Source organism: Pseudoxanthomonas sp. G3, from assembly GCF_057654715.1.
On the sequence record NZ_CM172805.1, the window covers coordinates 1,947,121 to 1,972,727 of the forward strand.

The 25,607-nt window shown below is 66.5% G+C and carries 25 protein-coding genes; 13 read left to right on the forward strand and 12 right to left on the reverse strand.

The genetic code is table 11. The annotated features are described in order from the left end of the window. Positions 1–37 precede the first annotated feature (37 nt). Positions 38–2,629 (forward strand): bifunctional aconitate hydratase 2/2-methylisocitrate dehydratase, encoded by a 2,592-nt coding sequence (gene acnB / locus AC23D6_RS09305; RefSeq protein WP_487752469.1) that lies wholly within the window; start codon positions 38–40, stop codon positions 2,627–2,629. Between the two features lie 63 nt (positions 2,630–2,692). Here the strand turns inward: acnB and hflD are convergent, their stop codons facing one another. Genes hflD through AC23D6_RS09325 form a run of 4 tightly spaced genes read right to left on the reverse strand, consistent with a single transcriptional unit; the run spans position 2,693 to position 5,354 of the window. Further along, positions 2,693–3,304, reverse strand: coding sequence for a high frequency lysogenization protein HflD (hflD, locus tag AC23D6_RS09310; RefSeq protein WP_487752470.1), 612 nt, complete (start codon positions 3,302–3,304; stop codon positions 2,693–2,695). Beyond that, a complete protein-coding gene (gene mnmA, locus AC23D6_RS09315; RefSeq protein ID WP_487752471.1) occupies positions 3,301–4,419 on the reverse strand; it encodes a tRNA 2-thiouridine(34) synthase MnmA in 1,119 nt (372 codons plus the stop codon). Before mnmA ends, hflD begins: the two co-directional genes overlap by 4 nt. Further along, a complete protein-coding gene (locus AC23D6_RS09320; protein WP_487752472.1) occupies positions 4,416–4,877 on the reverse strand; it encodes an NUDIX hydrolase in 462 nt (153 codons plus the stop codon). Before AC23D6_RS09320 ends, mnmA begins: the two co-directional genes overlap by 4 nt. Next, the gene (locus tag AC23D6_RS09325; RefSeq protein WP_487752473.1) at positions 4,878–5,354 is read right to left on the reverse strand and encodes a hypothetical protein; all 477 of its coding nucleotides are present in this window, start codon (positions 5,352–5,354) and stop codon (positions 4,878–4,880) included. It abuts the gene before it with no gap. 107 nt (positions 5,355–5,461) lie between these two features. Between AC23D6_RS09325 and clpS the strand changes: the two genes are divergently transcribed. Both clpS and clpA read left to right on the forward strand, forming a co-directional pair. Next, on the forward strand, positions 5,462–5,782 hold the full coding sequence (gene clpS, locus AC23D6_RS09330) for an ATP-dependent Clp protease adapter ClpS (protein WP_487752474.1): 321 nt from the start codon (positions 5,462–5,464) through the stop codon (positions 5,780–5,782). 152 nt (positions 5,783–5,934) lie between these two features. After that, positions 5,935–8,214: an ATP-dependent Clp protease ATP-binding subunit ClpA gene (gene clpA / locus AC23D6_RS09335; RefSeq protein WP_487752475.1), complete on the forward strand. Its 2,280-nt coding sequence runs from the start codon at positions 5,935–5,937 to the stop codon at positions 8,212–8,214. Between the two features lie 75 nt (positions 8,215–8,289). On the opposite strand, the gene AC23D6_RS09340 is transcribed toward clpA, so the two are convergent. The 6 genes from AC23D6_RS09340 to trxB form a co-directional block, all read right to left on the reverse strand. Continuing rightward, the gene (locus tag AC23D6_RS09340) at positions 8,290–8,655 is read right to left on the reverse strand and encodes a hypothetical protein (protein ID WP_487752476.1); all 366 of its coding nucleotides are present in this window, start codon (positions 8,653–8,655) and stop codon (positions 8,290–8,292) included. A gap of 195 nt (positions 8,656–8,850) precedes the next feature. Next, entirely contained in the window at positions 8,851–9,069 is a 219-nt protein-coding gene (gene infA / locus AC23D6_RS09345; protein ID WP_079726088.1) for a translation initiation factor IF-1, read from the reverse strand. 86 nt (positions 9,070–9,155) lie between these two features. Beyond that, on the reverse strand, positions 9,156–9,902 hold the full coding sequence (gene aat, locus AC23D6_RS09350; protein WP_487752477.1) for a leucyl/phenylalanyl-tRNA--protein transferase: 747 nt from the start codon (positions 9,900–9,902) through the stop codon (positions 9,156–9,158). A 34-nt stretch (positions 9,903–9,936) separates the two neighbouring features. Continuing rightward, positions 9,937–11,064, reverse strand: a complete 1,128-nt coding sequence (locus AC23D6_RS09355) for a GNAT family N-acetyltransferase (RefSeq protein ID WP_487752478.1) — start codon at positions 11,062–11,064, stop codon at positions 9,937–9,939. Positions 11,065–11,074: 10 nt separating this feature from the next. Next, a complete protein-coding gene (locus AC23D6_RS09360; RefSeq protein WP_487752479.1) occupies positions 11,075–11,962 on the reverse strand; it encodes a metallophosphoesterase in 888 nt (295 codons plus the stop codon). Positions 11,963–11,986: 24 nt separating this feature from the next. Further along, positions 11,987–12,940 carry a thioredoxin-disulfide reductase gene (gene trxB / locus AC23D6_RS09365; protein ID WP_487752480.1) on the reverse strand — a complete coding sequence of 318 codons (954 nt, stop codon included), beginning with the start codon at positions 12,938–12,940 and terminating at the stop codon, positions 11,987–11,989. A gap of 287 nt (positions 12,941–13,227) precedes the next feature. Between trxB and AC23D6_RS09370 the strand changes: the two genes are divergently transcribed. The 9 genes from AC23D6_RS09370 to AC23D6_RS09410 all read left to right on the forward strand — a co-directional run bounded on the left by AC23D6_RS09370 (position 13,228) and on the right by AC23D6_RS09410 (position 23,195). After that, complete coding sequence (locus AC23D6_RS09370) at positions 13,228–15,591, forward strand: DNA translocase FtsK (RefSeq protein ID WP_487752481.1); 2,364 nt, start codon at positions 13,228–13,230, stop codon at positions 15,589–15,591. Positions 15,592–15,692: 101 nt separating this feature from the next. Then, positions 15,693–16,316 (forward strand): outer membrane lipoprotein periplasmic chaperone LolA, encoded by a 624-nt coding sequence (gene lolA, locus AC23D6_RS09375; protein WP_487752482.1) that lies wholly within the window; start codon positions 15,693–15,695, stop codon positions 16,314–16,316. 45 nt (positions 16,317–16,361) lie between these two features. Next, positions 16,362–17,729, forward strand: a complete 1,368-nt coding sequence (locus tag AC23D6_RS09380) for a replication-associated recombination protein A (RefSeq protein ID WP_487752483.1) — start codon at positions 16,362–16,364, stop codon at positions 17,727–17,729. 25 nt (positions 17,730–17,754) lie between these two features. After that, positions 17,755–18,159: a fluoride efflux transporter CrcB gene (gene crcB / locus AC23D6_RS09385; RefSeq protein WP_487752604.1), complete on the forward strand. Its 405-nt coding sequence runs from the start codon at positions 17,755–17,757 to the stop codon at positions 18,157–18,159. 211 nt (positions 18,160–18,370) lie between these two features. Beyond that, entirely contained in the window at positions 18,371–19,897 is a 1,527-nt protein-coding gene (locus tag AC23D6_RS09390; protein WP_487752484.1) for a hypothetical protein, read from the forward strand. Between the two features lie 116 nt (positions 19,898–20,013). Further along, positions 20,014–20,439 carry a hypothetical protein gene (locus tag AC23D6_RS09395; protein WP_487752485.1) on the forward strand — a complete coding sequence of 142 codons (426 nt, stop codon included), beginning with the start codon at positions 20,014–20,016 and terminating at the stop codon, positions 20,437–20,439. After that, positions 20,436–21,134: a C39 family peptidase gene (locus AC23D6_RS09400; protein ID WP_487752486.1), complete on the forward strand. Its 699-nt coding sequence runs from the start codon at positions 20,436–20,438 to the stop codon at positions 21,132–21,134. Before AC23D6_RS09395 ends, AC23D6_RS09400 begins: the two co-directional genes overlap by 4 nt. A 1-nt stretch (position 21,135) precedes the next feature. Further along, positions 21,136–21,639 (forward strand): hypothetical protein, encoded by a 504-nt coding sequence (locus tag AC23D6_RS09405; RefSeq protein WP_487752487.1) that lies wholly within the window; start codon positions 21,136–21,138, stop codon positions 21,637–21,639. Between the two features lie 41 nt (positions 21,640–21,680). After that, positions 21,681–23,195 (forward strand): transporter, encoded by a 1,515-nt coding sequence (locus tag AC23D6_RS09410; RefSeq protein WP_487752488.1) that lies wholly within the window; start codon positions 21,681–21,683, stop codon positions 23,193–23,195. Positions 23,196–23,207: 12 nt separating this feature from the next. Here AC23D6_RS09410 and AC23D6_RS09415 read toward each other — a convergent pair whose 3' ends face one another. Then, entirely contained in the window at positions 23,208–23,582 is a 375-nt protein-coding gene (locus tag AC23D6_RS09415) for a DUF4345 domain-containing protein (protein WP_487752489.1), read from the reverse strand. Between the two features lie 155 nt (positions 23,583–23,737). On the opposite strand from AC23D6_RS09415, the gene AC23D6_RS09420 reads away from it, so the two are divergent. After that, on the forward strand, positions 23,738–24,172 hold the full coding sequence (locus AC23D6_RS09420; protein WP_487752490.1) for a hypothetical protein: 435 nt from the start codon (positions 23,738–23,740) through the stop codon (positions 24,170–24,172). Positions 24,173–24,175: 3 nt separating this feature from the next. Here AC23D6_RS09420 and hemN read toward each other — a convergent pair whose 3' ends face one another. Then, positions 24,176–25,582, reverse strand: coding sequence for an oxygen-independent coproporphyrinogen III oxidase (hemN, locus tag AC23D6_RS09425; RefSeq protein ID WP_487752491.1), 1,407 nt, complete (start codon positions 25,580–25,582; stop codon positions 24,176–24,178). Positions 25,583–25,607 lie beyond the last annotated feature (25 nt).

Sequence of the window (25,607 nt, forward strand, 5' to 3'; positions counted from 1 at the left end):
CCCTTTCCACCGCACTATCGAACGACCGGAGCCACCCATGTTGGAAGCCTATCGCCACCACGTAGCCGAGCGCGCCGCGCTGGGCATCCCGCCGCTGCCGCTGTCGGCCCAGCAGACGGCCGAGGTCGTCGAATTGCTGAAGAACCCGCCAGCCGGTGAGGAAGACGTTCTGGTCGAGCTGATCACGCACCGCGTGCCCGCCGGCGTCGACGACGCCGCCAAGGTCAAGGCGTCTTACCTCGCCGCCGTGGCTTTCGGCACCGAGAAGACCCCGCTGATCACACCCCAGCGCGCCACCGAACTGCTGGGCACCATGCTGGGCGGTTACAACATCCACCCGCTGATCGAGCTGCTCGACAACGCTGAGTTGGGCGCGACCGCCGCCGAGGGCCTGAAGCACACGCTGCTGATGTTCGACAGCTTCCACGACGTGCAAGAAAAGGCCGAGCAGGGCAACGCGCATGCGCAGGCCGTGCTGCGAAGCTGGGCTGATGCCGAGTGGTTCACCAGCAAGCCGGAAGTGCCGCAGAGCCTGACGGTCACCGTGTTCAAGGTGCCGGGCGAGACCAACACCGACGACCTGTCGCCGGCGCCGGACGCTACCACGCGCCCCGACATCCCGCTGCACGCGCTGGCGATGCTGAAGAACAAGCGCCCCGATGCGCCGTTCGTGCCGGAAGAAGACGGCAAGCGCGGGCCGATCCAGGAAATCCTCTCGCTGAAGGACAAGGGCCATTTGGTCGCCTACGTCGGCGACGTGGTCGGAACCGGTTCCTCGCGCAAGTCGGCGACCAATAGCGTGCTGTGGTTCACCGGTGAGGACATCCCGTTCATTCCGAATAAGCGCTTCGGCGGCGTCTGCCTGGGCAGCAAGATCGCCCCGATCTTCTACAACACGATGGAAGACGCCGGCGCGCTGCCGATCGAACTCGACGTGTCGCGGATGAACCACGGCGACGTGGTCGAGCTGCGTCCGTACGACGGCAAGGCGCTGAAGAACGGTGAAGTGATCGCCGAGTTCCAGGTGAAGTCCGACGTGCTTTTCGACGAAGTGCGCGCCGGTGGCCGTATTCCGTTGATCATCGGTCGCGGCCTGACCGCGAAGGCGCGTGAGGCGCTGAAGCTGCCGCCGACGGACCTGTTCCGCCGGCCGCAGCAGCCAGCCGACAGCGGCAAGGGGTTCTCGCTGGCGCAGAAGATGGTCGGCCGCGCCTGCGGCCTGCCGGAAGGCCAGGGCGTGCGTCCGGGCACGTACTGCGAACCGAAGATGACCTCGGTGGGCTCGCAGGACACCACCGGCCCGATGACGCGTGACGAACTGAAGGACCTAGCCTGCCTGGGCTTCTCCGCCGATCTGGTGATGCAGTCGTTCTGCCACACGGCGGCCTATCCGAAGCCGGTGGACGTGAAGACGCACCACACGCTGCCGGAATTCATCTCCACCCGTGGCGGCATCTCGCTGCGTCCCGGCGACGGCGTGATCCACAGCTGGCTCAACCGCATGCTGCTGCCCGACACCGTCGGCACCGGCGGCGACTCGCACACGCGCTTCCCGGTGGGTATTTCCTTCCCGGCGGGCTCGGGCTTGGTCGCGTTCGCCGCGGCCACCGGTGTGATGCCGCTGGACATGCCGGAATCGGTGCTGGTGCGCTTCAAGGGCGAGATGCAGCCGGGCGTGACCTTGCGCGACCTGGTCAACGCGATCCCGTACTACGCGATCAAGGCCGGCCTGCTGACGGTCGCCAAGCAGGGCAAGAAGAACATCTTCTCCGGCCGCATTCTCGAGATCGAAGGCCTGCCGGACCTGAAGGTGGAGCAGGCGTTCGAACTGTCCGACGCCTCGGCCGAACGCTCGGCCGCCGGCTGCACCGTGCGCCTGAACAAGGAGCCGATCATCGAGTACCTCACCAGCAATATCACGCTGCTGAAGTGGATGATCGCCGAAGGCTACGCCGATGCCCGTTCGCTCAGCCGCCGCATCGCCAAGATGGAGGCGTGGCTGGCCGACCCGCAGCTGCTCGAGCCCGATGCCGATGCCGAGTACGCCGCCGTCATCGAGATCGACCTGGCGGAGGTGCACGAGCCGCTGCTGGCCTGTCCGAACGATCCGGACGACGTGAAGACGCTGTCCGACGTGGCCGGCACCAAGATCGATGAAGTGTTCATCGGCTCGTGCATGACCAACATCGGCCACTTCCGCGCGGCCGCCAAGTTGCTGGAAGGCAAGCGCGACATCCCGACGCGCCTGTGGGTCGCGCCGCCGACCAAGATGGACGCCTCCGAGCTGACCAAGGAAGGCCACTACGGCACGTTCGGCACCGCCGGTGCGCGCATGGAAATGCCGGGCTGCTCGCTGTGCATGGGCAATCAGGCGCAGGTGCGCGAGGGCGCGACGGTGTTCTCCACCTCGACCCGCAACTTCCCGAACCGCCTGGGCCGCAACTCCAACGTGTTCCTGGGGTCGGCCGAGCTGGCCGCGATCTGCTCGCGCCTGGGCAAGATCCCCTCGAAGGCCGAGTACATGGCTGACATCGGCGTGATCAACGAAAAGGGCGCCGAGATCTATCGCTACATGAACTTCGACCAGATCGAGGAATACCAGGACGTTGCCAAGACCGTGGCCGCCTGATCGACCGGCACGAAGCGAAAAGGCCCGGCAAAGCCGGGCCTTTTTTTGTGCCGGCTTGAGACGTCAGTCCAACCAGTCGTCCACGGCCTCGAGCATCTGCCGGCGACCGAAGACGAAGTCCCACATCGTGCCGCCCAACTGACGCCACAGCACGGCCGAGCGCACCGCGGCCAACAGGATGGCCCGGATCTCGGCCACCACGCCCGGCTGACCCAAGTAATGCGGATTGCCCTGGACCATCACGCGCGGGCGCAGGTGGCTGATCGTATCGGCGTACAGCCCGCCGAGCGCGGACAGCACATCGGGGTGCGTGCTGCCCTGCTGTTCGGCGCGCGGCGCGATCTCCTTCAGGCCCCGCGATACCGCATGTACCGTGTTGTCTTCGCTCACGAAGCGCCGTTCTAGTTGCAGTACCGACATCGCCAGGCGGGGCAGGGCGTCGTCGCCGGCTTCCTTCGCCAGGTAGTTGCGCAGCACCCGCAGGCCGGGCGCGATGTCGCCGAGGCGGCCGTACACCGCCACGGGCGTGGCGGCATCGATGCGGAACACGCTCTCCAGCGACGCCTGCACGGCCGAGGATTCGGACTGGCCGGTTTCGGCGATGCGCCGAACCTGGTGGAGGGCCTGCGCCAGCCCGGCGAGGGCGAGCACGCGGTCGGAATATCGATTGCTCAAGCTGCCTGCTCCGCAAGTTTCAGTTCAAGAGGGGCGTCGGTGCGCGCGATCACCGCGCCGCCCAAGCATGCATCCCCGTCATACAGCACCAGCGACTGTCCCGGCGTGACGGCACGCTGGGGCGTGGCGAATTCCACCGCGACCGTGCCGTCCTCCAGGACCTGCACCCGGCACGGCTCGTCCGGTTGCCGGTAGCGCGTCTGTGCCGTGCAGTCGAAATGGCCGGCGGGCGGGCTGCCGGCGACCCAGTGCGCCGATTCGGTCCACAGTCGCGTGGACATCAGGTAAGGGCTCTGCGTGTCCTGGTCGACGTACAGCACGTTGTGGGCCACATCCTTGCCCACGACATACCACGGCGCCTGCGGCCGGCCGCGCACGCCGCCGATCTGCAGGCCCTCGCGCTGGCCCAGCGTGAAGTAGAAGACCCCCGGATGCTCGCCAATCACCTGGCCTTGCGGGTCGCGCATCTCACCGCGCCGCGCGGGCAGGTAACGGCCGAGGAACTCGCGGAAATCGCGCTCGCCGATGAAGCAGATGCCGGTGGAGTCCTTCTTGTCGTGCGTTTGCAGGCCGGCTTCGCGGGCGATGCGGCGCAGGTCCGACTTCTGCAGCTCGCCGATGGGAAACAACGTCGCCGACAGCTGCGCCTGGCCCAACTGGTGCAGGAAATAGCTCTGGTCCTTGCCGCGATCGATGCCGCGCAGCAGCCGCCAGCGTCCGCCGACCTGGTCGACGCGCGCGTAGTGTCCGGTGGCGATCTTTTCGGCGCCCAGCTCGCGGGCAGCGTCGAGGAAGTGCTTGAACTTCACTTCGCGATTGCACAGCACGTCCGGATTCGGGGTACGGCCGGCCGCGTACTCGGCCAGGAAGTGCTCGAACACGCCCCGCCAGTATTCCGACGAGAAATCACGGAAATGAAACGGGATGCCGAGGCGACCGCAGACGGCGACCGCATCGCGGCGGTCGTCCTCGGCCCGGCACTCACCGGTGCCGTCGTCGGCCCAGTTCTGCATGAAGAGTCCGGCGACGGCTTCGTCCTGCTGGACGAGCCGCAACGCGGCCACCGACGAATCGACGCCCCCCGACACGCCGACGATGATGCGCGGCGCGCTCACGGCACGTGCTGGAGCAGGGACAGCGGCGAGCGCCGGCCGCCCAGGTAATCCTGGACGACCTGCCACACGAGCGGGCTGCGATGGCGGTCGGCCCGCTGCTGCAGTTCCTCCGGGCTCAGCCAGTGCGCCTGCACGATGCCATCGTCTAGCGGACGCTCGGGCTGGTGGCGAACGGGGGTGGCGGCGAAGGCGAAACGCAGATAGTGCCGGCCGCTCTCGGCCTTCCACTGGTAAGCGCCGATGAAAGCCGTCAATTCGACCTCCCAGCCGGTTTCCTCGAGGGTCTCGCGGCGGGCGGCCTCCAGCAGGCTTTCGTCAGGCTCCAGGTGGCCGGCCGGCTGGTTGAACACCAGGCGGCCCTGGGCCCGCTCCTCGACCATCAGCAGCTTGCCGTCACGCACCACCACCGTGGCGACAGTGACGTCGGGTTGCCAGAAGCGTCCTTCGCGATAGCTCACTTACAGGTCGTCCTTGTTGCCGGAGAGTTCGATTTCCTTGTTGTCCGCCGTTTCCGCGGCGATGTCCATGGCTGCTTCCAGGGCGGCGGCATCCACGTTGTCGGGTACCTTGATCACGAACACCAGCACGTCGCCGTCGATCTCCCAACTGCCGAGCTTCAGCGCGCGGCTGGCGGCCATCAGGGCAAGCGCCTTCTTACCGTCGATGCCGTCGGCCCCCACCCGGCCGGCGGGCGAGAACACCTCGCGGATGCTCAGGCCGCCGACCTGCTCGGTAGAACCGGAAACGAAGACCAACTGGGTCCGCTTCTCCTGCTGGTAGGAGTACATCACCCGGTAGTCGCCATCGGCATCGACTTCGAACTTCAGGCCACGGGCATTCAGCCGCGCCTCGACCGAAGCATCGGCGGCATGCGCAATGCCAGCCACGAGGGCGGCGCAGGCGAGGGCGGCGGCAGCGGAGCGGGCGAATGTCATGGTCGTGGCGGACTCGGTGTACGGGAGCGTGCATTGTGGCGGGGGTCACGCATGGCGTCCAACGCGCGGCTGCGGCGGCGAACGGCGCCAGCGCCTATAATCGCCGCATGGCCCGCAAGAACGAAAACGAACGCGACCACGGCTTGCTGGTGGAGACCAGCCGGCCCGAGGTCGCGCCGCCGCCCCTGTACCAGGTGCTGTTGCTCAACGACGATTACACCCCGATGGACTTCGTGGTCACGGTCCTCCAGCAGTTCTTCGCGATGGACCTGGAAAAGGCCACCCAGGTCATGCTGCACGTGCATACCCGCGGCCGGGGCGTCTGCGGGGTCTACACCCGCGAAGTCGCCGAGTCCAAGGTGGCCCAGGTCAACGAGTTTTCCCGTATGAACCAGCATCCCTTGCTGTGCACGATGGAGAAGTCCTGAGGGATCCGGCAGGGACAGCCGGGCCGGCATGAACGGTGTGGGGGCGCCGCCGCGTGGCACAAGGTAACGATCCCTGAACACTGAAATCCGGTAGGGTGATGGAAAACCGCCCGCCAAGCCGCATATTGTCGGCATCGGCCCCGGAGGCAACCATGTTCAGCAAAGACCTCGAGCAGACCATCGGCCAGTGCTACAAGCGCGCCCGAGAAGCTCGACACGAATTCATGACCGTCGAGCACCTGCTGCTCGCACTTCTCGAAAACCCGTCGGCACAGGCCGTCCTGAAAGCCACGGGTGCGGACGCCAACCGCCTGCGCGCCGACCTGGAACAGGCGATCGAAGCTTCGGTTTCCCGCCTGGCGGAAGACGACGGTCGCGACACCCAGCCAACGCTGGGCTTCCAGCGCGTGCTCCAGCGCGCCGTCTACCATGTGCAGTCCTCGGGCAAGAAGGAGGTCACCGGCGCCAACGTGCTGGTGGCCATCTTCGGCGAGAAGGACTCCCACGCGGTCTACTTCCTCAACCAGCAGGACGTGACCCGGCTGGACATCGTCAACTACCTGTCGCATGGCATCGCCAAGCAGGGCGAGGAGAACGACGCCGCCGGCCATCCGGAAGGCGAAGGCAAGGCCGAGGGTGCGGAAGGCGAGGGCAAGGGCGACGCCCTGACCGAGTTCGCCAGCAATCTCAATGACCTGGCCCGCCAGGGCAAGATCGACCCGCTGGTGGGGCGTGGCGACGAAATCGAGCGCACCATCCAGGTTCTGTGCCGCCGCCGCAAGAACAATCCGCTGTACGTCGGCGAAGCCGGCGTGGGCAAGACCGCGCTGGCTGAGGGGCTGGCCAAGCGCATCGTCGAGGGCGACGTGCCCGACGTGCTGCTGGACGCCGTCATCTACTCATTGGACCTCGGCGCCTTGGTCGCCGGCACCAAGTACCGCGGCGACTTCGAGAAGCGCCTGAAGGGCGTGCTGGCCTCGATCAAGAAAATCCCCGGCGCCATCCTGTTCGTCGACGAGATCCACACCATCATCGGCGCCGGTTCCGCTTCAGGCGGCACCATGGATGCGTCCAACCTGATCAAGCCCGCGCTGGCGTCCGGCGAGTTGCGCTGCATCGGCTCAACGACGTTCCAGGAATACCGCGGTATCTTCGAGAAGGACCGCGCACTCGCACGCCGTTTCCAGAAGATCGACATCGTGGAACCCACGGTGGGCGAGGCCTACCAGATCCTGCAGGGCCTCAAGCCCAAGTACGAGGCGCACCACGGCGTCACCTATGCCGACGATGCGCTGCAGGCCGCGGTCGACCTGTCGGTCAAGCACATCGGCGACCGCCTGCTGCCGGACAAGGCCATTGACGTGATCGACGAGGCTGGTGCCCGCCAGCGGCTGTTGCCGCTGGAGACGCGCAAGGAGCTGATCGACGTCGAGGAGATCGAGACCATCATCGCCAAGATGGCGCGCATTCCGGCCAAGCAGGTGTCTTCGTCCGACAAGGACGTGCTGCAGCATCTGGAGCGCAACCTCAAGATGGTGATCTTCGGCCAGGATCCGGCCATCGAGACGCTTGCCTCGGCCATCAAGCTGGCGCGCAGCGGCCTGGGAAACCCGGACAAGCCGATCGGCAACTTCCTGTTCGCTGGCCCGACCGGCGTCGGCAAGACCGAGGTGACCAAGCAGCTCGCGCTGCAGTTGGGCATCGAACTGGTGCGCTTCGACATGTCCGAGTACATGGAACCGCATTCGGTCAGCCGCCTGATCGGTGCGCCTCCGGGCTACGTCGGGTTCGACCAGGGCGGCCTGCTGACCGAGAAGATCGTCAAGACGCCGCACTGTGTGTTGCTGCTGGACGAAGTGGAAAAGGCGCATCCGGATATCTTCAACATCCTGTTGCAGGTCATGGACCGCGGCGTGCTGACGGATACCAACGGTCGCGAAGCGAACTTCAAGAACGTCATCCTGGTGATGACCACCAACGCGGGCGCGGCGCAGGCCTCGCGGCGGACGATCGGTTTCACGCAGCAGGACCATTCCACCGATGCGATGGAGGTGATCCGCCGCAGCTTCACGCCGGAGTTCCGCAACCGCCTGGATGCCATCGTGCAGTTCCAGGGTCTGGGCTTCGACCACATCCTGCGTGTGGTGGACAAGTTCATCATCGAGCTGGAAATGCTGCTGCAGGAGAAGCATGTCAGCCTGTCGGCCACGCCGGCGGCGCGCGACTGGCTGGCCCAGCACGGCTTCGACCCGCTGATGGGTGCGCGTCCGATGGCGCGTCTTATCCAGGACAAGGTGAAGCGGCCGCTCGCCGACGAGCTGCTGTTCGGCAAGCTGGTCAACGGCGGCCGGGTCAGCATCGACGCGCGCGATGGCGAACTGGTGGTCGACGCGCAGGCGGAGCCGGAGCGGCTGTTGCCGGCGACGGTGTGAACCGTCTGCCGCGTTACGGCGACGAAAAAAGGCGGCCCTCGGGCCGCCTTTTCATTGCATCGTTGCCGTATAAACTCAGCGCGAACTGCGCTTTTTGCGCTTTGCGAATTCTTCCGCGCTGATCAGCTCCACCGCGTCGACCGCGCAGTTCGCCTGCTTGGTGCGGACCTTGGTCCCGGACGGGCACAGGCGATTATCCTGCCCGTCGGTGCTGATCTTGATGCTGGGCGTCAGCTGGATGGAATCGCAGGCGCGGGCAAAGCCGATCCGGTAATGGGCCTGGCCATCGCGCAGGAAAATTTGCTGGCCACTGCCGGCCCGTACGATTTCCTGATCGGAACCCAGATCGACGCACTCGGTGGCGGATTCGCTGGCAGACGCGTGCGACGCGAAGGAGGCCAGGCCCAGCAGGGCCAGGGTGAGGACGGGACGGACGTTCATGGCGTGGGGTCAGGTGGCGGCCTGGATTGGCCGGCGCCCACGTTAGGGGCTGGCGCGAGTCCGCGAATCTGCCTGAGGAACCAGTGACCTGTGGCCCAATGAAGGAAGTCACGAGGCCTTCCGGGCCGGCCGCCACTGCGCCAAAAACAAACAAGGCGGCTGTCGGCCGCCTTGCAGATCAAATGCTTGCAAGAATTACTTCATGCGATAAGTGATGCGACCCTTGGTCAGGTCGTACGGAGTCATTTCGACTTTCACCTTGTCGCCGGTCAGGATGCGGATGTAGTTCTTGCGCATGCGGCCGGAGATGTGGGCGATGATTTCGTGCCCGTTTTCCAGTTTGACCCGGAACATGGTGTTGGGCAGCGTCTCGGTGACGGTGCCTTCGAACTCAATGGAATCGTCTTTCGACATGTAAGCCTGTGCTGAGCCGCGAGGAATGGCGGATGCCATAAAGCCGGGTATTGTACGCCCGCAACGGCCCAGGTGCAAAAATTCCGTTATGGCGCCCGGACTTGCGCCAGCTCGGCGGCCGTCAGGACGTCAAACGACGATGTCCATGCACCTTCAATCCCGGGGCGCTCGACCAGCCTCGTCACCGCCTCCAGGAATGCCGCGCGCGGCATCCTCTGCGCGCCCAGCGACAGCAGGTGGGGGTTCTCCACCTGCGCATCTATCAGGGGCCATCCCCAGGCATGCAAACGATGCGCCAGACCCGCCAGCGCGGTTTTCGATCCGCCGGAGCGTGCGCTGAACATGCTCTCGCCAAAGAACATCCGGCCCAACGCGACGCCGTAGATGCCCCCGACCAACGTATCGCCCTCGTAGACCTCGACCGAATGCGCGTGCCCGGCATGGTGCAGGTCGATATAGGCCTGTCGCATGCCTGACGTAATCCAAGTGCCGTCCTGTCCCGCCCGGGGCGCCTGCGCGCAAGCGGTGATCACGCGCTCGAAGGCGGTATCGGCGCGGATCGTCCAGGGGGATCGGCGTAGCTCGCGTCGAAAGCGCGAGGACAGGCGGACGCCCGTCGTCGCGAAGACGGTGCGCGGGTCGGGCGACCACCACAACGGCGGCTGGCCCGATGAGAACCATGGGAACACGCCCGCGCGATAGGCGTTGAGCAGGCGAGGCAGCGACAGATCGCCCCCGATGGCCAGCAAACCGTCCGGATCGCGCAGGGCGCTGCTTGCCGGAGGAAACGGTGCGTAGGGATCGGAGGGCAGCACGAAGGGCCGATGGCGCATGCGCAGGATTGTAGTCGCCGCCTAGATCGCGGCGTCAGTCGCGTTGCTTGAACGGCGAATGGCCTTGCAGCGTTCGGGCGTAGCGACGCACCGCCGTGGCCTCTTCTTCGCACCAGGCCGCCAGGGCCCGCGCGAAATCCGGTTGCGAGATCCAGTGCCGCGACCGCACAAAGGTGGGCAGGAACCCGCGGGCGATCTTGTGCTCGCCCTGCGCGCCGGGTTCGAACGTCGTGAGCCCCTCGCGCAGGCAATAGGCGATGCCCTGGTAGTAACAGGTTTCGAAATGCAGTCCGGGCAGCTGCACATCGCCGCCCCAGTAGCGGCCATATAGGGTCTCGCCTCCGCGCAGGCATAGCGCGCCCGCGATCGGCCTGCCAGCGTGCTCGGCGAGGAAGATCACCAGCCCGCGTCGCAGGGTCGACGCGAGGTGGCGCAGGAAGGCCAGCGTCAGCGCGGGCGAGTTGCCGTAATCGCGGAACGTCCCCAGGTAGAACCGGTACATCGCCTCCAGATCGGCGTCCTGTGCCTCGTCGCCATGGACGATGCGGAACGTCACGCCCGCGCGTTCGACCTTGGCGCGTTCCTGTCTGATGTTCTTGCGATGCTTGTGGTCCAGGTCGGCCAGGAAGTCATCGAACGCGCGCCAGTGACCGGGGTTTCTCCAGTGGTATTGCACGTCGAGACGGGGCGACCACGCGTCGGAGAACGCCTCATCGTCGCCATCGGCGTGAAAATTGACGTGGGCGGACGACACCCCCAGCCGCCGCGCCTCGTCTTGGATCGCCGCCAGCAGGGCCGGACGATCTGCCGGGTCCGACGCAAGCAGACGCGGGCCGGTGACCGGTGAGTACGGCACTGCGCCCAGCCATTTCGGGTAGTAGTCCAGCCCGTGCTGTGCATACGCGTGCGCCCAGGCATGGTCGAACACGAACTCGCCGTGCGAGTTGTCCTTGAGGTAACCCGGCGCCGCAGCGACCAGCCGATCGCCGTCCCATAGCGAGGCATGGTGCGGACGCCATCCCCAGTCCGCTCGCAGGCAGCCGGTGGCCTCCAGCCCCTGCAGGAACGCGTGGGATACGAACGGATTGCGGGCATCGTGCAGCGCATCCCAGGCGGAAGCGGGCACATCGGCAAGCGAAGCGAGGAAACGAACGGCCGGCATCATGGCGATGCTACGGACGCAGGTCCAACACGTCGATGGTCGGCGGGTTGAATAGTCGCATCGGCAGGCCGATCTCGCCCGTCCCGACGGTGGTGTAGACACGCACCGAGCCGTGGGGTGTGCGCAGGTACTGTTGCCCGCGATCGAAGCCGTACCGGCTCGGGATCACCTTCCGGTATAGCCACGGAATGCGGATCTGCCCACCGTGTGTGTGTCCGGCCATGACCAGCGCCGCCTGGTCCGGTCCCAGCGCGATCGCGCTATCGGGATTGTGGGTCAGCACCAGCGTGGGCAAGGAGGAGGGCGCCGCGAAGAGGAACGTCGGATCGTCGTTGTGGGCCCAGCGATCCCCCAAGCCGGCAAGGCGAAAGCCCTTCAGCGTCACCGAACGACCTTCAATGATCTGTACCGCATGCGAAGCCAAGGCCGCGCGCAGTTCCGCATCGACATCCGGGCCCGGCGCCTGCTGATCATGGTTGCCGAGCACGGCATAGGTAGGCACCTGCAGCGCCGCCAGCGGGGCGAACATCGGCGCCAGTGGCTGACGATCGGGTTCGTAGGTGAAATCGCCGGCGATCACCACCGCATTGGCCTGCAGGGTATTGATGCGATTGACCAGCCGCTGGAGGTAAGCGCGGTCTTTGTACACACCCAGGTGGATATCGCTGATCAGCACCACGCGCGCGGTGCTGCCGGTACCGGCGAGCACGGTCTCCTGCACACGGATGCGTTGCGGCTCGACAAAGCGCGCCCAGGCGAAGACCAGGCAGCCCACCAACAGCGTCGCGACCAGCCAGCGCCGCTCGCGCTGGCGTAGTCGCCAGGCCAGCCAGGCCATGAACGGCCAGACCAGCCAGCTTCCGTAATAGATGCAGTACTTGAGTTGGAGCTTGTCCATCCGTGGGAGCGCTCGCGCCGCGTATCAGGCGTCCTTGTCGAGGAAGCGCTCCGCATCCAGCGCCGCCATGCAGCCGAAGCCGGCGGAGGTGATGGCCTGCCGGTAGTGCTGGTCGGTCACGTCGCCTGCAGCGAATACACCCGGAATGGTGGTGGCAGTCGCGTTGCCCTCGATGCCCGAGCGGATCTTCAGGTAGCCATTGCTCATGTCGAGCTGGCCCTCGAAGAGGCTGGTATTGGGTGTGTGCCCGATGGCCACGAAGAAGCCGTGGATATCGATCTCGCGCGTGCTGTCGTCCAGCACCGACTTCACCCGCAGGCCGGTCACGCCGGCCTCGTTGCCCAGCACCTCGTCCACCGTGTGGTGCCACACCGGCTCGATCTTGCCCGCCTGGATCTTGGCGAACAGCTTGTCCTGCATGATCTTCTCCGCACGCAGCGTGTCGCGGCGGTGCACCAGGTAGACCTTGCGCGCGATATTGGCCAGGTACAGCGCCTCTTCCACGGCCGTATTGCCGCCGCCGATGACCGCCACGTCCTGGTCGCGGTAGAAGAAGCCGTCGCAGGTGGCGCACGCGGACACGCCGCGGCCCTTGAACGCTTCCTCCGACGGCAGGCCCAGGTACTTGGCCGTGGCGCCAGTGGCGATGATCAGTGCGTCGGCGGTGTACTCGCCGCTGTCGCCGATCAGTTTAAAGGGGCGCTTGGACAGGTCGGCGGTATGGATGTGGTCGAAAATGACCTCGGTTTCGAAGCGTTCGGCATGCGCCTGCATGCGGGTCATCAGGTCCGGCCCCATGAGCCCGTGCGCATCGCCAGGCCAGTTATCCACTTCGGTGGTCGTCATCAGCTGGCCGCCCTGCTGCAGGCCGGTGATCACGACAGGCTTGAGGTTGGCACGGGCCGCGTAGACGGCAGCGGTCCAGCCAGCGGGGCCGGAGCCCAGGATCAACAGGCGGCAGTGCTTCGAAGTGCTCATGTATACTCGCGAAAAGGGTGATCGGGCAGGCAACGACGCATCAACGCATCGTTCGCCGGCCCATAGAGTGGCGGTGCGTATCCGGCGAATCAAGGCACGCAGATGGAAAGCGGTGATGCGGGCCGGACCCCGATACGCTTTATCGAAGACGCTGCGCGACTGCGCGGCGTTTTTGCTATCCGGCGTTCGGCCAGCCGATAACCTGTCCCGAAATACCCGCTGTTGTAGCGCCTACGATTCGTTTACTATCAATCACTAACAGAAATTTCCTAAGGTCTGGTCCAAAGGTGGCGAAGCAGCTCCCGGACAATGGCAAAACGAAAGCTGCCCCCGCGGCCACGCGTAAGCAGACGGCCGCGCCCAACCCGCGCCGGCAGCGCTTATGGCGCGACCTCGCGCTGATCGCCATTGCCCCTTTGTTGTTGTATCTGCTGGCCAGCCTTTTCACCTTCTCGCCGCAAGACCCCAGTTGGTCGCAATCCGGCAGCCTGACCGCACCGGTGCACAACATGGGCGGCTTGGCCGGGGCCTACCTGGCCGACATGTTGCTGTGGCTGTTCGGCTACGTGGCCTTCCTGCTGCCCCTGATCCTGGGCGCGATCGCCTGGATCGCACTGTTCGGCATGGACACCGACGGGGACGGCAACGCGGATCTCGGCCCGGCGCTGCGACTCATCGGCATGGTGGCCTTCCTGATCTCAGCCACCGGCCTGCTGCATCTGCGCGGCGTACCTGCCGAGCACTTTTCCGCAGGCGCAGGCGGCATCCTCGGCACGCTGGTCGGCAAGTCGCTGCTCAAGCTGTTCGGCGGGCTCGGGGGCAACCTGTTCCTGCTGGTGCTGTTCCTCACCTCGGTAACGCTGGCCACCGGACTGTCGTGGTTCGCGGTGATGGAGCGCATCGGCAAGTACGTGCTGATACTGCCGGACCTGTTCCGTCGCGGCAGCCAGCAGGCCAACGAATGGCAGCAGACGCGCGCGATGCGCGAAGAGCGCGAGACCGTCCGCAAGACCGACGCCATCGCCCGCGCCAAGCGCGAGCCGGTCAAGATCGAACCGCCCGCACCGGCGGTCGTCGAGAAGAGCGAGCGCGCCAAGCGCGAGCAGCAGATCCCGTTGTTCCACGGCACCGGCGGTGACGAGTCCGGCTTGCCGCCGCTGTCCCTGCTGGACGATCCCAAGCCGCAGACCAAAGGGTATTCGGAAGAAACCCTGGAAACCCTGTCGCGACAGATCGAGTTCAAGCTCAAGGATTTCCGCATCGACGCCCAGGTGGTCGGCGCCTATCCAGGCCCGGTGATCACCCGCTTCGAGATGGAGCCGGCCCCCGGCGTGAAAGTCAGCCAGATCAGTTCGTTGGACAAGGACATCGCCCGCGGCCTGTCGGTGAAGTCGGTGCGCGTGGTGGACGTGATCCCCGGCAAGTCGGTGATCGGCCTGGAGATCCCCAACACCAGCCGTGAGATGATCTTCCTCTCCGAGCTGCTGCGCTCCAAGGAATACGACAAGTCCGGCAGCGTGCTGACGCTGGCGTTGGGCAAGGACATCGCCGGGCGCCCGACCGTGGCCGACCTTGCGCGCATGCCGCACCTGCTGGTCGCCGGTACCACCGGGTCGGGCAAGTCGGTGGCGGTCAATGCGATGGTGCTGAGCCTGCTGTACAAGGCCTCGCCGAAAGACCTGCGCATGCTGATGATCGACCCGAAGATGCTGGAGCTGAGCGTCTACCAGGGCATCCCGCATCTGCTGGCGCCGGTGGTCACCGACATGAAGGAGGCCGCCAACGGCCTTCGATGGTGCGTGGCGGAGATGGAGCGCCGCTACAAGCTGATGAGCGCGGTGGGCGTGCGCAACCTGGCCGGCTTCAACAAGAAGGTCAAGGACGCGATGGACGCCGGCCAGCCCTTGATGGACCCGCTGTTCAAGCCCAACCCGGACCTGGCCGAGGCGCCGCGCCCGCTGGAGCCGATGCCGTTCATCGTCATCTTCATCGACGAATTCGCCGACATGATGATGATCGTCGGCAAGAAGGTGGAGGAGCTGATCGCACGGCTGGCGCAGAAGGCGCGCGCTGCGGGCATCCACCTGATCCTGGCCACACAGCGCCCCTCCGTGGACGTCATCACCGGCCTGATCAAGGCCAACATTCCCACCCGCATCGCGTTTCAGGTCAGCTCGAAGATCGATTCGCGCACGATCCTCGACCAGTCGGGCGCGGAGACGCTGCTCGGCCATGGCGACATGCTCTACCTCCCGCCGGGCACGGCGATGCCGGAGCGTATCCACGGTGCCTTCGTCAGCGACGAGGAAGTGCACCGCGTTGTCGAACACCTCAAGGCCAGCGGCAGCGCCGACTACATCGAAGGCGTGCTGGAAGAAATCCAGACGATGGGCGACGGCATCGTCGTCGGTCCGACCGGTCTGCCCGAATCCGGTGGCGGCGGTGGCGACGAGTCCGACCCGCTGTACGACGAGGCGGTCAAGATCGTGACCGAAAGCCGTCGCGCGTCGATTTCTGGCGTTCAGCGCCGTCTCAAGATCGGCTACAACCGCGCTGCGCGCTTGATCGAAGCCATGGAAGCCGCGGGGGTGGTGAGCCCGCCGGAACACAATGGCGACCGCCAGGTGCTGGCGCCGCCCCCGCCGCGCTGACCTGCCGGCTGAACGAACCCGTCGGCAGCGCCGCCGAGTCTGCAGCCTGTTCAGTTTCATCCCCGCACACTCCGTACCACGTCCCCAACCCGGAACGCATCATGCTCCGCACCGCACGCTTTGCCGTCCTTGCTACCGCCCTGTTCGCCACCAGCGCCTTCGCCGGCGCGCGCGATGAGCTGAAGGCGTTCACCACCGGCCTGAAGGGGCTGGATGGCCAGTTCACCCAGAAGGTGTACGACGGCGGCGGCAAGCTGAAAGAAAGTTCGAGCGGTCGCGTAGCCTTGTCCGCGCCGCGCCTGTTTCGTTGGGAATACAACAAGCCGTACGAACAGCTGATCGTCGCCGATGGCAAGAAGGTGTGGGTCTACGACCCGGACCTGCAGCAGGCGACGGTGCGCGAGCAGGGCATCGAGGAAGAGAACAGCCCGCTTGCCGCGTTGATCGACCCGGGCAAGCTCGACCAGCAGTTCAAGGTCGCCGAGGCCGCGGGACAAGGCGGGGTGCAGTGGCTGACCCTGACGCCGAAGCAGGAAGGCGATGCCAGCTTCCAGACCGCGCGCCTGGCCTTCACCAACGGCACGCTGGTCAAGATGGAAGTGAAGGACGCCGTGGGCCAGCGCACCGAGATCAGCTTCACCGGCTGGAAGCGCAATCCGGCCTTCTCCGCGGGCACTTTCAAGTACGCGCCGGGTAAAGGCGTGGATGTGGTCGGCGGCCCCTGATTGAACATCCAGCCAAGTGGCTCGGGGGCGACGTTACAATGACGCGTGGCCAGGACACGCACTCCCATTGAACCGCCGCCCGATCTGTTGAGTGTCGATACCGAGACGCTGCGCCCGCTTGCCGAGCGCATGCGTCCGCGCACCCTCGACGATATGGTCGGGCAGCGACGGCTGCTCGCGCCTGGCAGTGCATTGCGTCGCGCCGTGGAAAGCGGGCGTGTCCATTCGATGATCCTGTGGGGCCCGCCGGGGTGCGGCAAGACGACGTTGTCGCTGCTGCTGGCGCGTTATGCCGACGCCGAGTTCAAGGCGATTTCCGCGGTGCTTTCCGGCCTGCCGGAGGTGCGTCAGGTGCTTGCGGAAGCCGCCCAGCGTTTCGCCAGCGGGCGTCGCACCGTGTTGTTCGTGGACGAAGTGCATCGCTTCAACAAGGCGCAGCAGGATGCGTTCCTGCCGCATATCGAGCGAGGCACGATCATCTTCGTCGGTGCCACCACCGAGAACCCGTCGTTCGAATTGAACTCCGCCTTGCTGTCGCGGTGCCGCGTGCACGTGATGGAGGCCGTCTCGCCCGACGACATCCGCCAGGCGCTGCAGGCTGCCCTCGACGACGCCGAACATGGCCTGGGTGGGCAAGGGCTGCAGGTCGACGCCGCCGCCCTGCTTGAAATCGCGGGCGCGGCCGATGGCGATGTGCGGCGCGCGCTCACGCTGCTGGAAATCGCGGCGGAACTGGCCGTCGACGAAGGCGGCCGCATCACGCCACAGACACTAGTGCAGGTGCTGGCCGACCGCACACGCCGCTTCGACAAGGGCGGCGAACAGTTCTACGACCAGATCTCCGCCCTGCACAAGGCGGTGCGCAGCTCCAATCCGGACGGCGCGGTGTACTGGCTGGCCCGCATGCTCGACGGCGGTTGCGATCCGGCCTATCTGGCGCGCCGCATGACCCGGATGGCGGTGGAGGACATCGGCCTGGCCGATCCGCGCGCCCTGCAGATGGCGATCGATGCGTGGGATACCTATGAACGCCTCGGCAGCCCGGAGGGCGATCTTGCCCTCGCGCAACTGGTGATCTACCTGGCGAGTACCGCCAAGTCGAACGCAGGGTATATGGCCTTCAATGCAGCCAAGGCCGACGTGCGCGAGCACGGCACGCAAGAAGTGCCTATGCATCTGCGCAACGCGCCGACCAAACTGATGAAGTCGCTGGGTTACGGCACAGGCTATCAGTACGACCACGATGCGGAAGGCGGAATCGCGCTGGACCAGACGGCGTTCCCCGACGCGATGGGGGAGCGCGTGTACTACCAGCCCGTCGAACGCGGTCTGGAGATCAAGCTGAAGGAAAAACTCGACCGCCTGCGCGACGCACGCCGCCAGGCGCGCCGGCAGGCCGGCCGCGACGACTGATCACGAGGGGAGTGGCTGCATGCCGGTGAGCGCGATGGTGGGGTGGCAGCAACTGCTGCTGGTGATGGCCGGCGGCGCGTTGGGCGCGGCGGGGCGTTTCGCGCTCGGCGGCCTGCTGCTCCGACACCTCGGCAACGGATTCCCCTGGGGCACGTTCGCCGTGAACATGATCGGCTCGTTCGCGGCCGGCTTCCTCGTCATCTGGCTCGAAGCGCGCGGTGCGTCCGCGGTGTACTGGCGCGCCTTCCTTGTCGTGGGCGTACTGGGCGCGTTGACCACCTATTCCGCACTGATGGTGGAGTGCCTGCTGTTCGCGCGAAGCGGTCGTCCGCCGATGATGATGGGCTACCTCGCCATCACCCTGGTCGCGGGACTGCTGCTGGTCTGGATGGGCGCGCGGCTGGCCGATGCCGTATCGATGCCCAGCTGAGACCGCGCAGGCGGAAACGCAGGCTCAGCCACGGCGCGGCCACCAGAATTCCCTATGTTTCAGTTACCTGCAGTGCGCGGACGAGCGGCTTATAGGAAAACGGAAATTTAACGTCTGAGCCGAAAACGGCTAACGAATGCTATGGGAATGTGACCCCCGTCGCTTTTCAGGGCTTCCCCTGGGCTCCGGAGCGGCCACAAGGAGACTCACTATGTGCATTCGCAAGACACTGATCGCATCAGCCGTGCTGCTGGCGCTCGGAACGACGGGACAGGCCTTCGCTCAACAGACCAACACCGAGAACGGGCGGGGCGACGACATCCTCGTCAACATCGCCGCGGATCTGAGCAACAACAGTACGAACACGGACAACTCGGACAACTCGGACAACAGCGACAACTCCGACAACTCGGACCACAGCGACAACAGCACGCATGACGGCGACAACCGCGACAACCGCGGGCGCGCGAATGCGGAAGGCTTCGGTTCCACCGCCGCCAACAACGGCAGCACCGCGACCTCGACCTTCTCCAACTCCTTCAACCACAGCAAGGCCGTGGCCGAAACGCGGCTCGAAGGCAGCGTTTCGGGCGTGACCGTGTACGGCATCGGCAATGTCGCCAACAACTGGGGCAACGCCAACGGTGGCGACGGTGGACGCGGCGGCGCGGGCTACGGCGGCAAGGGCTACGGCGGATCGGCGGATGGCGGCACCGGTAACGGTGGCGATGGCGGCGACGGCGGCAGCGGTGGCAATGGCGGCAGCGGCGGCGACGCCAACAACGGCAGTGCGACCGCGGGCGATTCGTCCAACGGCAGCGCGACCATCGGCGATGCGACGGCCGGCAACGGTGGACGCGGCGGCAACACCGACGACACCCGTGGCGCGAATGGCGGCGACGCAGGCGGTTGGGGCGGCGACGGCGATGCGACGGCAGGTAACGGTCGTGGTCGCGGCGGCGACGCCGGTGGCTGGGGCGGTGACGGCGGCGGCGCCAGTGGCGCATCCGGCGGCGACGCTGGCAGCGCGAGCGGCGATACCGGCTCGATCGCCGGTGCGTCCGGTGGCGATGCGGGCGCCGGCAGCGGCAATGTACGCGAACGCGGTGCCGGTGACGGCACGAGCGGCGACGGCACGGCCACCGGCGGCGCAGGCACTTCGGGCGATGCGACTTCGACCGGTGGCGCGAGCACGGCAACGGCCGGGGCGGGCATGTCCGGCGACGGCACCGGGACCGGTGGCGACGGCTCGGGCACGGGCGGCGCTGGCAGTGGCACGGGCGGCGACGCCACGTCCACCGGCGGTGCCGGTACCGCGACCGGTGGCGCGGGCGGCACGCTGACGGCGACCGCGGGCGACGGCGGCGACGGTGGCGATGCCACCAACGGCGATGCCACCAACGGCGGCGCATCATCGAGTGCGAGCAACGGCGATGCCACGGCCGGCGACGGCGCCAGTGGTGCGGTCGGTGCGACCGGCGGCGCAGGCGGCGTCGGCAACGGCGGCGACGGCAACGGCGGTGACGGCAATGGCGGCGTCGGCAACGGCGCAACCGGTGGGGCAGGCGGCGCGGGCGGTGCACTTACCGTCGACGCCGGCACGTTCGACATGTCCAACAACATGACGAGCGTCGGCCAATCCGCAGCCGGCATCATGGTGGCCGCACAAAACAGCGGCATGGCCTCGCTGATCCAGCAAGGCATCACCGTGCAAGCCAACCTGACCGTAGGCCCATAAGCGCTCCGCAGATGCCCCGGTCTCGCGGCCGGGGCATTCCGCGCGGACGCCAACGTCCCGCCGACGGCGGGACGTTGCCTGGCTGCACGGGGAACGCATGGCAAGGGAGACTGACCATGCTTACGCATCAACGGAACGGACTGCGCCTGGCAGTCCTGGGCGCTTGCGCTTTCGCATCTGCGGCGTGGGCCGCGGATGTGGTGGTGGTGGGCGTAGCGCCACGGCAGGAACCGATCATCGAACCCGCGCCGATGCAGGTGCCGTTCAAGCCCGTCAGTGAGCTCGGGCGCACCGTCGATCCTGGCCGGTTGGCAGGACTTCGCGGCGGTGATGGCACGCAGGTGGAAAACCTGGTGGACGTGGACGGTTCGGTGGACGGCAATACCGCGCACCACGTCAACACCGGCACGAACAGCATTGCGGACGGCGCATTCAACAATGCCAGCGGCATCAACACCGTCATTCAGAACACCGGCAACAACGTGTTGATCCAGAACGCGATGATCGTGACCGTCGATTTCGTCGGCGGCGGACCGCCATGACACGGCGGCCGCGCCACAGGCTGCGTAGCGTCGCGATCGCCTGCGCGTTCGCGGTGCTGGGCGGTGCGTCGGCAGCCACCACCGACCTGCGCATTCCGCATGGGGGTTACCAGATACGCCTGACCAGCCTGAAGGAAGCGCGCTTCAAGACCACGCAGCCGCAGCAGTACGACTTCAGCTGCGGCTCGGCGGCCACCGCGACGCTGCTCACGCACCAGTACGGCCACCCCGTCAGCGAGGTGGACGTCTTCGTGCAGATGTACAACAACGGCGACCAAGCGAGGATCCGAAAGGAAGGTTTCTCCCTGCTCGACATGCGTCGTTACCTGCGCTCCAAAGGCTACGAGGCCGATGGCTTCGAATTGCCATTGGACAAGCTGCAGGAAGAGAACGTGCCGGCGATTGTGCTGCTCAACGACCGCGGCTACCGGCACTTCGTGGTGGTGAAGGGGTTGCGCAACGGACGCGTGCTGCTCGGCGACCCCGCTCGCGGTACCCGGGCGATGCCGCGCTCGCGCTTCGAAGCGCTGTGGGACAACCGGGTGATGTTCGTTGTCCACAACCGACGGGACGAAGCCCGCTTCAACCAGGCCCGCGACTGGCAGACCGCACCTCCGGCGCCGCTCGACATGGGAATCCAGCGCGATGGCCTGCGCAACATCACCGTGCCCCGGCGCGGACCAGGAGACATCTGACATGGACAGGATCCGACACCCCGCATGGCGGGTCGCGTTGCTCGCGGCCGTGTTGTTTGCACCTTCCGGTGCGCGAGGGCAGAGCGGTGAGCTTGGCGCGGAATGGCGTCCGGTAGACCCGGCCCGCCTGGCGCAGATGCGCGGCGGCTTCCAGATGCCCTCGGGCATGATGCTGTCGTTCGGCATCGAGCGCGTGGTCTACCTCAATGGTGAAGTCACCGCGCGCATCGCCGTGCAGGTACCCGACGTGGCACGCATCACGCCCGAGCAGGCGCAGGCACTAGCCGACTTCAACCGTGGGCTGGTGGTGCAGATCGGCGAAGGCAACCGTTTCGATCCGGCCCAGATCGCCGGCGGCATCGTCATCCAGAACACGCTCGACGACCAGGACATCCGCACGCTGACACGTGTCGAGGTCGGCACCGACGCGCTCGGCGCATACCAGAACCTCAACGCCAACGGCGCGCTGACGGACGCGCTGCTCCGCGCACCCGGCGGGCCTTGAGCCCCAACCGACGCGGCACCTACCTATACAAGGGGAACATCATGAAAGGGACGTCGTTGATCGAGGTGGCACCGCTCGCGCTGGCCGTGGGACTGGGCGTGGCGGGGCAGGCGAGGGCACAGGAGCCGCTCGGCGTCGTGCCGATCCCGGTAGCGGAATCGCCGCCCGTTCCGTTGCAGCCCTACGAAATCACCGCGGACGCGCGGCTGGACGCGTTGCAGCGGCAGCTCAACGAGCAGACCCAGCGCCTGGAGCAGATGCGCGCGCTGATGCAGGCGCAGGAGCAGCAGATCTTCAACCTGCAGAACGCACTCAACGAAGAAGTGCTCGCCAACGCGCGCGCGCGCGGCGCGCCCACGCCGGTGATAGTGCCCTCGCTCAACCAGGCCCCGACCTTCCGCGACGTGCCGCCATCGCAGCCCTACATCGTGGTGGGGCCCGCGCCGCAACAGGGCGCGCAAGCACAGCACGCGCCACAAGCGCCAGCGTATGCGCAAGCCGCAGCGCCGCAGACACGTCCCGTGGCGCAGGCCCAAGGCACGCAGACGGCCCAGGCACAGGCGCCCGAACGGGTCGGTCAGGCACCGGAAAGCGATTCGCGCCCGCCGGAAGTGGCCCAGATCTTCGATCAGCCCGGCGTGCTGACACCCAAGGGCAAACTGGTGCTGGAGCCGTCGCTGCAGTACGGCTACTCGGCCAACGATCGCGTGGCGCTGGTGGGCTACACCATCATCCCGGCGATCCTGATCGGCCTGATCGACGTACGCCAGGTCAAGACCACGACCGCCGTCGCGACGCTCACCGGCCGCTATGGTGTCAGTCGACGGATGGAAGTGGAAGCCAAGCTGCCTTACGTTTACATCCACAGCGATACCGTGAGCCGCGAGATCTTCACCGGTTCGGCGCAGGACCGCGTGTTCAACGCGCGCGGTAGCGGCATCGGCGATGTCGAGCTCACCGGGCGTTACCAGCTCAACCGGGGCGGGCCCGACAAGCCGTTCTACATCGCATGGCTGCGCTACAAGAGCCGTACCGGCAAGGACCTGTTCGAGGTGACGACGGACTGCGTGACGCGCTGCGTGGCCAACACCACCGGCACGGGCCTGCCGCTGGACCTGCCCACCGGCAGCGGTTTCAACGCCGTGCAACCGGGCATCACCTGGCTGTACCCGTCCGACCCGGTCGTGTTCTTCGGCAGCCTCAGCTACCTGCACAACTTCAAGCGCAGCGATGTGTCGCGGCGCGTGCTCGGCGGGCAGACGGAATTCCTCGGCGACATCAAGGCGGGCGACATCCTGGGCTTCAACCTGGGCATGGGCCTGGCTCTCAACGAGAAGGCCGCCATCAGCATCGGCTACGACCAGAGCATCGTCGACAAGACCGAGCAGGACGGCCAGGAGGTTGCCGGCGCGGTACGCACGACCCTCGGCACGTTGCTGCTCGGCGGCACCTACCGCTTCAGCGACCGCACCTCGCTCAACGTCGCGCTGGGTGTCGGCGTGACCCGCGACACGCCGGACCTGACCTTCACGGCGCGCCTGCCGATCAGCTTCTGATCGTAACCTGCTTTAGACGGCGCGGCCCTGCCACCACAGCCACAGGGCCGCGGCCAGCATCAGCCATTCGGTGATGGCCAGCAGCAGCGTGGTGGGCTCCACGGGCCACCAGCGCAGCAGGCTCAGGTTGCGGTAGACCACGATGGGTAGGTAGACCGCGATCGCGATCACCAGCCCCGTGCGCATCTGCTGCGTCCAGGCGAACCAGGCGAACAGGAACGCCAACCCCAGTTGCAGGCCTCCGTAGATCGTCAGGTACTCGGTCTGCCCGGAACGGCTGAGCGCCCTATAGCCCAGGGCCGCTGCGGTGCGTGCCGGTGCGAAGGTACACCAGCCTGCGAGCAGCAAATAAAGCCCGGCATTGAGGTAAAGGTAAGCGGTCGTCATGGCGAAGCCCATGAAGGGGACACCGCCATCTCGCACCGCGTCGGGTGACGAACCGGTGAACGGGCGGGAATTCCTGATAGCCCGTCGCGGCCTGTGCCTATCCCGATGCGGCGCCGGGAGGCGGGATCCTGCATCCTCCGTCCCAAGGCGCCCCCATGACCCTTTCGTCGTCCTCGCACGAATCGCGCGTCGTGCTGGCGTGCGTCCTGGTGTGTATCGGCACGTCCACCTGGGCGGACGATCCCATCCACAAATGCCGCGACACGAACGGGGCCACGACCTATCAGGCCACGCCTTGCGCGGCAAACCAGCGCACGGAGTGGGTACGCGACTACCCGAAAGACCCGCCGCTCCCCGTCACCGGCGCCACGCCCAGCACGGCGAACAGGACGGGCGTGGCGGCACCACATAAGAAACACGCGCGCATCCGCCCGGCATCGTTGGGTGCGGTCATCTCGATCCACCGCGACCCCGAGGCCTGCGAACGCGCCAAGGTGGCGCGCGATCGCGCCTACGCACGCCTCGGCCTGAAGCGAGACTTCGCTACGAGCCGCCGCTTCGACGATCGTGTCAACGAAGCCTGTCGCTGATGCTTAGACCGTCCGCGAAAAGCGCGGCGCGTCCTGCCCTGTCGATGGTTGCAGGTAACGGTCGAAGCACATCGCGATTACCCGCAGCAGCAGTCGGCCACGCGGCGTGGCGCGGATGCCGGCCTTGGTGAACTCCAGCAGGCCGTCATCCTCAAGCCGCTTGAGCCGGGGCAGGGCATCGGCGAAGTAGGCGCCGAAATCGATGCTATGGCGTCGTCCCAGGCGCGCGAAATCCAGCCGGCCATGGCACATGAGTTCCTGAATGACGTCCGCGCGTACCACGTCGTCGTGGTCCAGTGGCATCCCGCGCCAGACGGGCAGGCGGCCGTCGTCGATGGCCCGCTCCCAACTGGCGATGTCGCGCGGATTCTGGCTGAAGCTGTCGCCGATATGACTGATCGCGCTGACGCCGAAGCCGATCAGATCGCTTTCGGCATGCGTCGTGTAGCCCATGAAGTTCCGATGCAAGTCGCCCCGCGCTTGCGCGCGCGCCAGGTCATCGTCCGGCAGCGCGAAATGGTCCATGCCGATGTAGACATAGCCGGCCGCGACCAGGCGTTCGATGGCGCACTCCAGCAGGCCGAGCTTGGCTTCCGGGTCCGGCAGGTCCTCCAGCGCGATACGTTGCTGGGGCTTGAAGAGCTGCGGCAGGTGCGCGTAACTGTAGACCGCGATGCGGTCCGGACGTGCCTCGAGCACGACGTCCAGCGTGCGTTCGAAGCCCGTCCGGGTCTGCTTGGGCAGTCCGTAGATCAGGTCGATGTTCACCGAGCGCATCCCGTGCACGCGGCAGGCCGCGAGGATGGCCAGCGTCTCATCGATGCCCTGCACGCGGTTCACCGCTTTCTGCACGACCGGATCGAAGTCCTGCACCCCCAGGCTCGCCCGGTTGAAACCGATGCGGGCCAGTTCGGCGATGTCATCGGGCGTGACCGAACGCGGATCCAGTTCGATCGAGAAGTCCATCCGCGCTGACGGGAGGAAACTGAACTGGCTGCGGAGTTCGGCCACGCAATCGGCGATCTGCGCGGGTGTCAGGAAGTTCGGTGTGCCGCCGCCGAAGTGCAGTTGGGTAACCGGCCGGCCGCTATCGAACAGGGGCGCCATGCGCGAGATCTCGCGGTAGAGGTAATCCAGGTACAGCTCGCCCCGCGCGCGGTCGCGGGTGATCACTCGGTTGCAGCCGCAGTAGAAGCAGGGACTTGTGCAGAACGGGACGTGCACGTAAAGCGACAGGGGCCGGGTGTGGCCGGCCTGGTTGCTTGCGTCGGCTTGCGCGCGCAGTTGCTGCGCACCGAACGCCGCACTGAACTGCGGAGCGGTGGGGTAGGAGGTATAGCGCGGGCCCGGCGTGTCGTAGCGCCGCAGCAGGTCCGCATCGAACAGCGGGGAGAGAGAAACGATGCCCATGTCGCACAGGCTAGGACGACGTTCG

What these genes read in the sequence shown, in the direction of transcription:
- AC23D6_RS09415 (WP_487752489.1), bottom strand. Translation starts at nt 23,582, where the DNA reads ATGACGACCGCTTACCTTTACCTCAATGCCGGGCTTTATTTGCTGCTC.
- clpS (WP_487752474.1), top strand. Translation starts at nt 5,462, where the DNA reads ATGGCCCGCAAGAACGAAAACGAACGCGACCACGGCTTGCTGGTGGAG.
- AC23D6_RS09390 (WP_487752484.1), top strand. Translation starts at nt 18,371, where the DNA reads ATGTGCATTCGCAAGACACTGATCGCATCAGCCGTGCTGCTGGCGCTC.
- AC23D6_RS09360 (WP_487752479.1), bottom strand. Translation starts at nt 11,962, where the DNA reads ATGGACAAGCTCCAACTCAAGTACTGCATCTATTACGGAAGCTGGCTG.
- lolA (WP_487752482.1), top strand. Translation starts at nt 15,693, where the DNA reads ATGCTCCGCACCGCACGCTTTGCCGTCCTTGCTACCGCCCTGTTCGCC.
- infA (WP_079726088.1), bottom strand. Translation starts at nt 9,069, where the DNA reads ATGTCGAAAGACGATTCCATTGAGTTCGAAGGCACCGTCACCGAGACG.
- clpA (WP_487752475.1), top strand. Translation starts at nt 5,935, where the DNA reads ATGTTCAGCAAAGACCTCGAGCAGACCATCGGCCAGTGCTACAAGCGC.
- AC23D6_RS09410 (WP_487752488.1), top strand. Translation starts at nt 21,681, where the DNA reads ATGAAAGGGACGTCGTTGATCGAGGTGGCACCGCTCGCGCTGGCCGTG.
- aat (WP_487752477.1), bottom strand. Translation starts at nt 9,902, where the DNA reads ATGCGCCATCGGCCCTTCGTGCTGCCCTCCGATCCCTACGCACCGTTT.
- AC23D6_RS09325 (WP_487752473.1), bottom strand. Translation starts at nt 5,354, where the DNA reads ATGACATTCGCCCGCTCCGCTGCCGCCGCCCTCGCCTGCGCCGCCCTC.
- AC23D6_RS09400 (WP_487752486.1), top strand. Translation starts at nt 20,436, where the DNA reads ATGACACGGCGGCCGCGCCACAGGCTGCGTAGCGTCGCGATCGCCTGC.
- AC23D6_RS09340 (WP_487752476.1), bottom strand. Translation starts at nt 8,655, where the DNA reads ATGAACGTCCGTCCCGTCCTCACCCTGGCCCTGCTGGGCCTGGCCTCC.
- trxB (WP_487752480.1), bottom strand. Translation starts at nt 12,940, where the DNA reads ATGAGCACTTCGAAGCACTGCCGCCTGTTGATCCTGGGCTCCGGCCCC.
- AC23D6_RS09405 (WP_487752487.1), top strand. Translation starts at nt 21,136, where the DNA reads ATGGACAGGATCCGACACCCCGCATGGCGGGTCGCGTTGCTCGCGGCC.
- AC23D6_RS09420 (WP_487752490.1), top strand. Translation starts at nt 23,738, where the DNA reads ATGACCCTTTCGTCGTCCTCGCACGAATCGCGCGTCGTGCTGGCGTGC.
- hemN (WP_487752491.1), bottom strand. Translation starts at nt 25,582, where the DNA reads ATGGGCATCGTTTCTCTCTCCCCGCTGTTCGATGCGGACCTGCTGCGG.
- AC23D6_RS09355 (WP_487752478.1), bottom strand. Translation starts at nt 11,064, where the DNA reads ATGCCGGCCGTTCGTTTCCTCGCTTCGCTTGCCGATGTGCCCGCTTCC.
- AC23D6_RS09395 (WP_487752485.1), top strand. Translation starts at nt 20,014, where the DNA reads ATGCTTACGCATCAACGGAACGGACTGCGCCTGGCAGTCCTGGGCGCT.
- acnB (WP_487752469.1), top strand. Translation starts at nt 38, where the DNA reads ATGTTGGAAGCCTATCGCCACCACGTAGCCGAGCGCGCCGCGCTGGGC.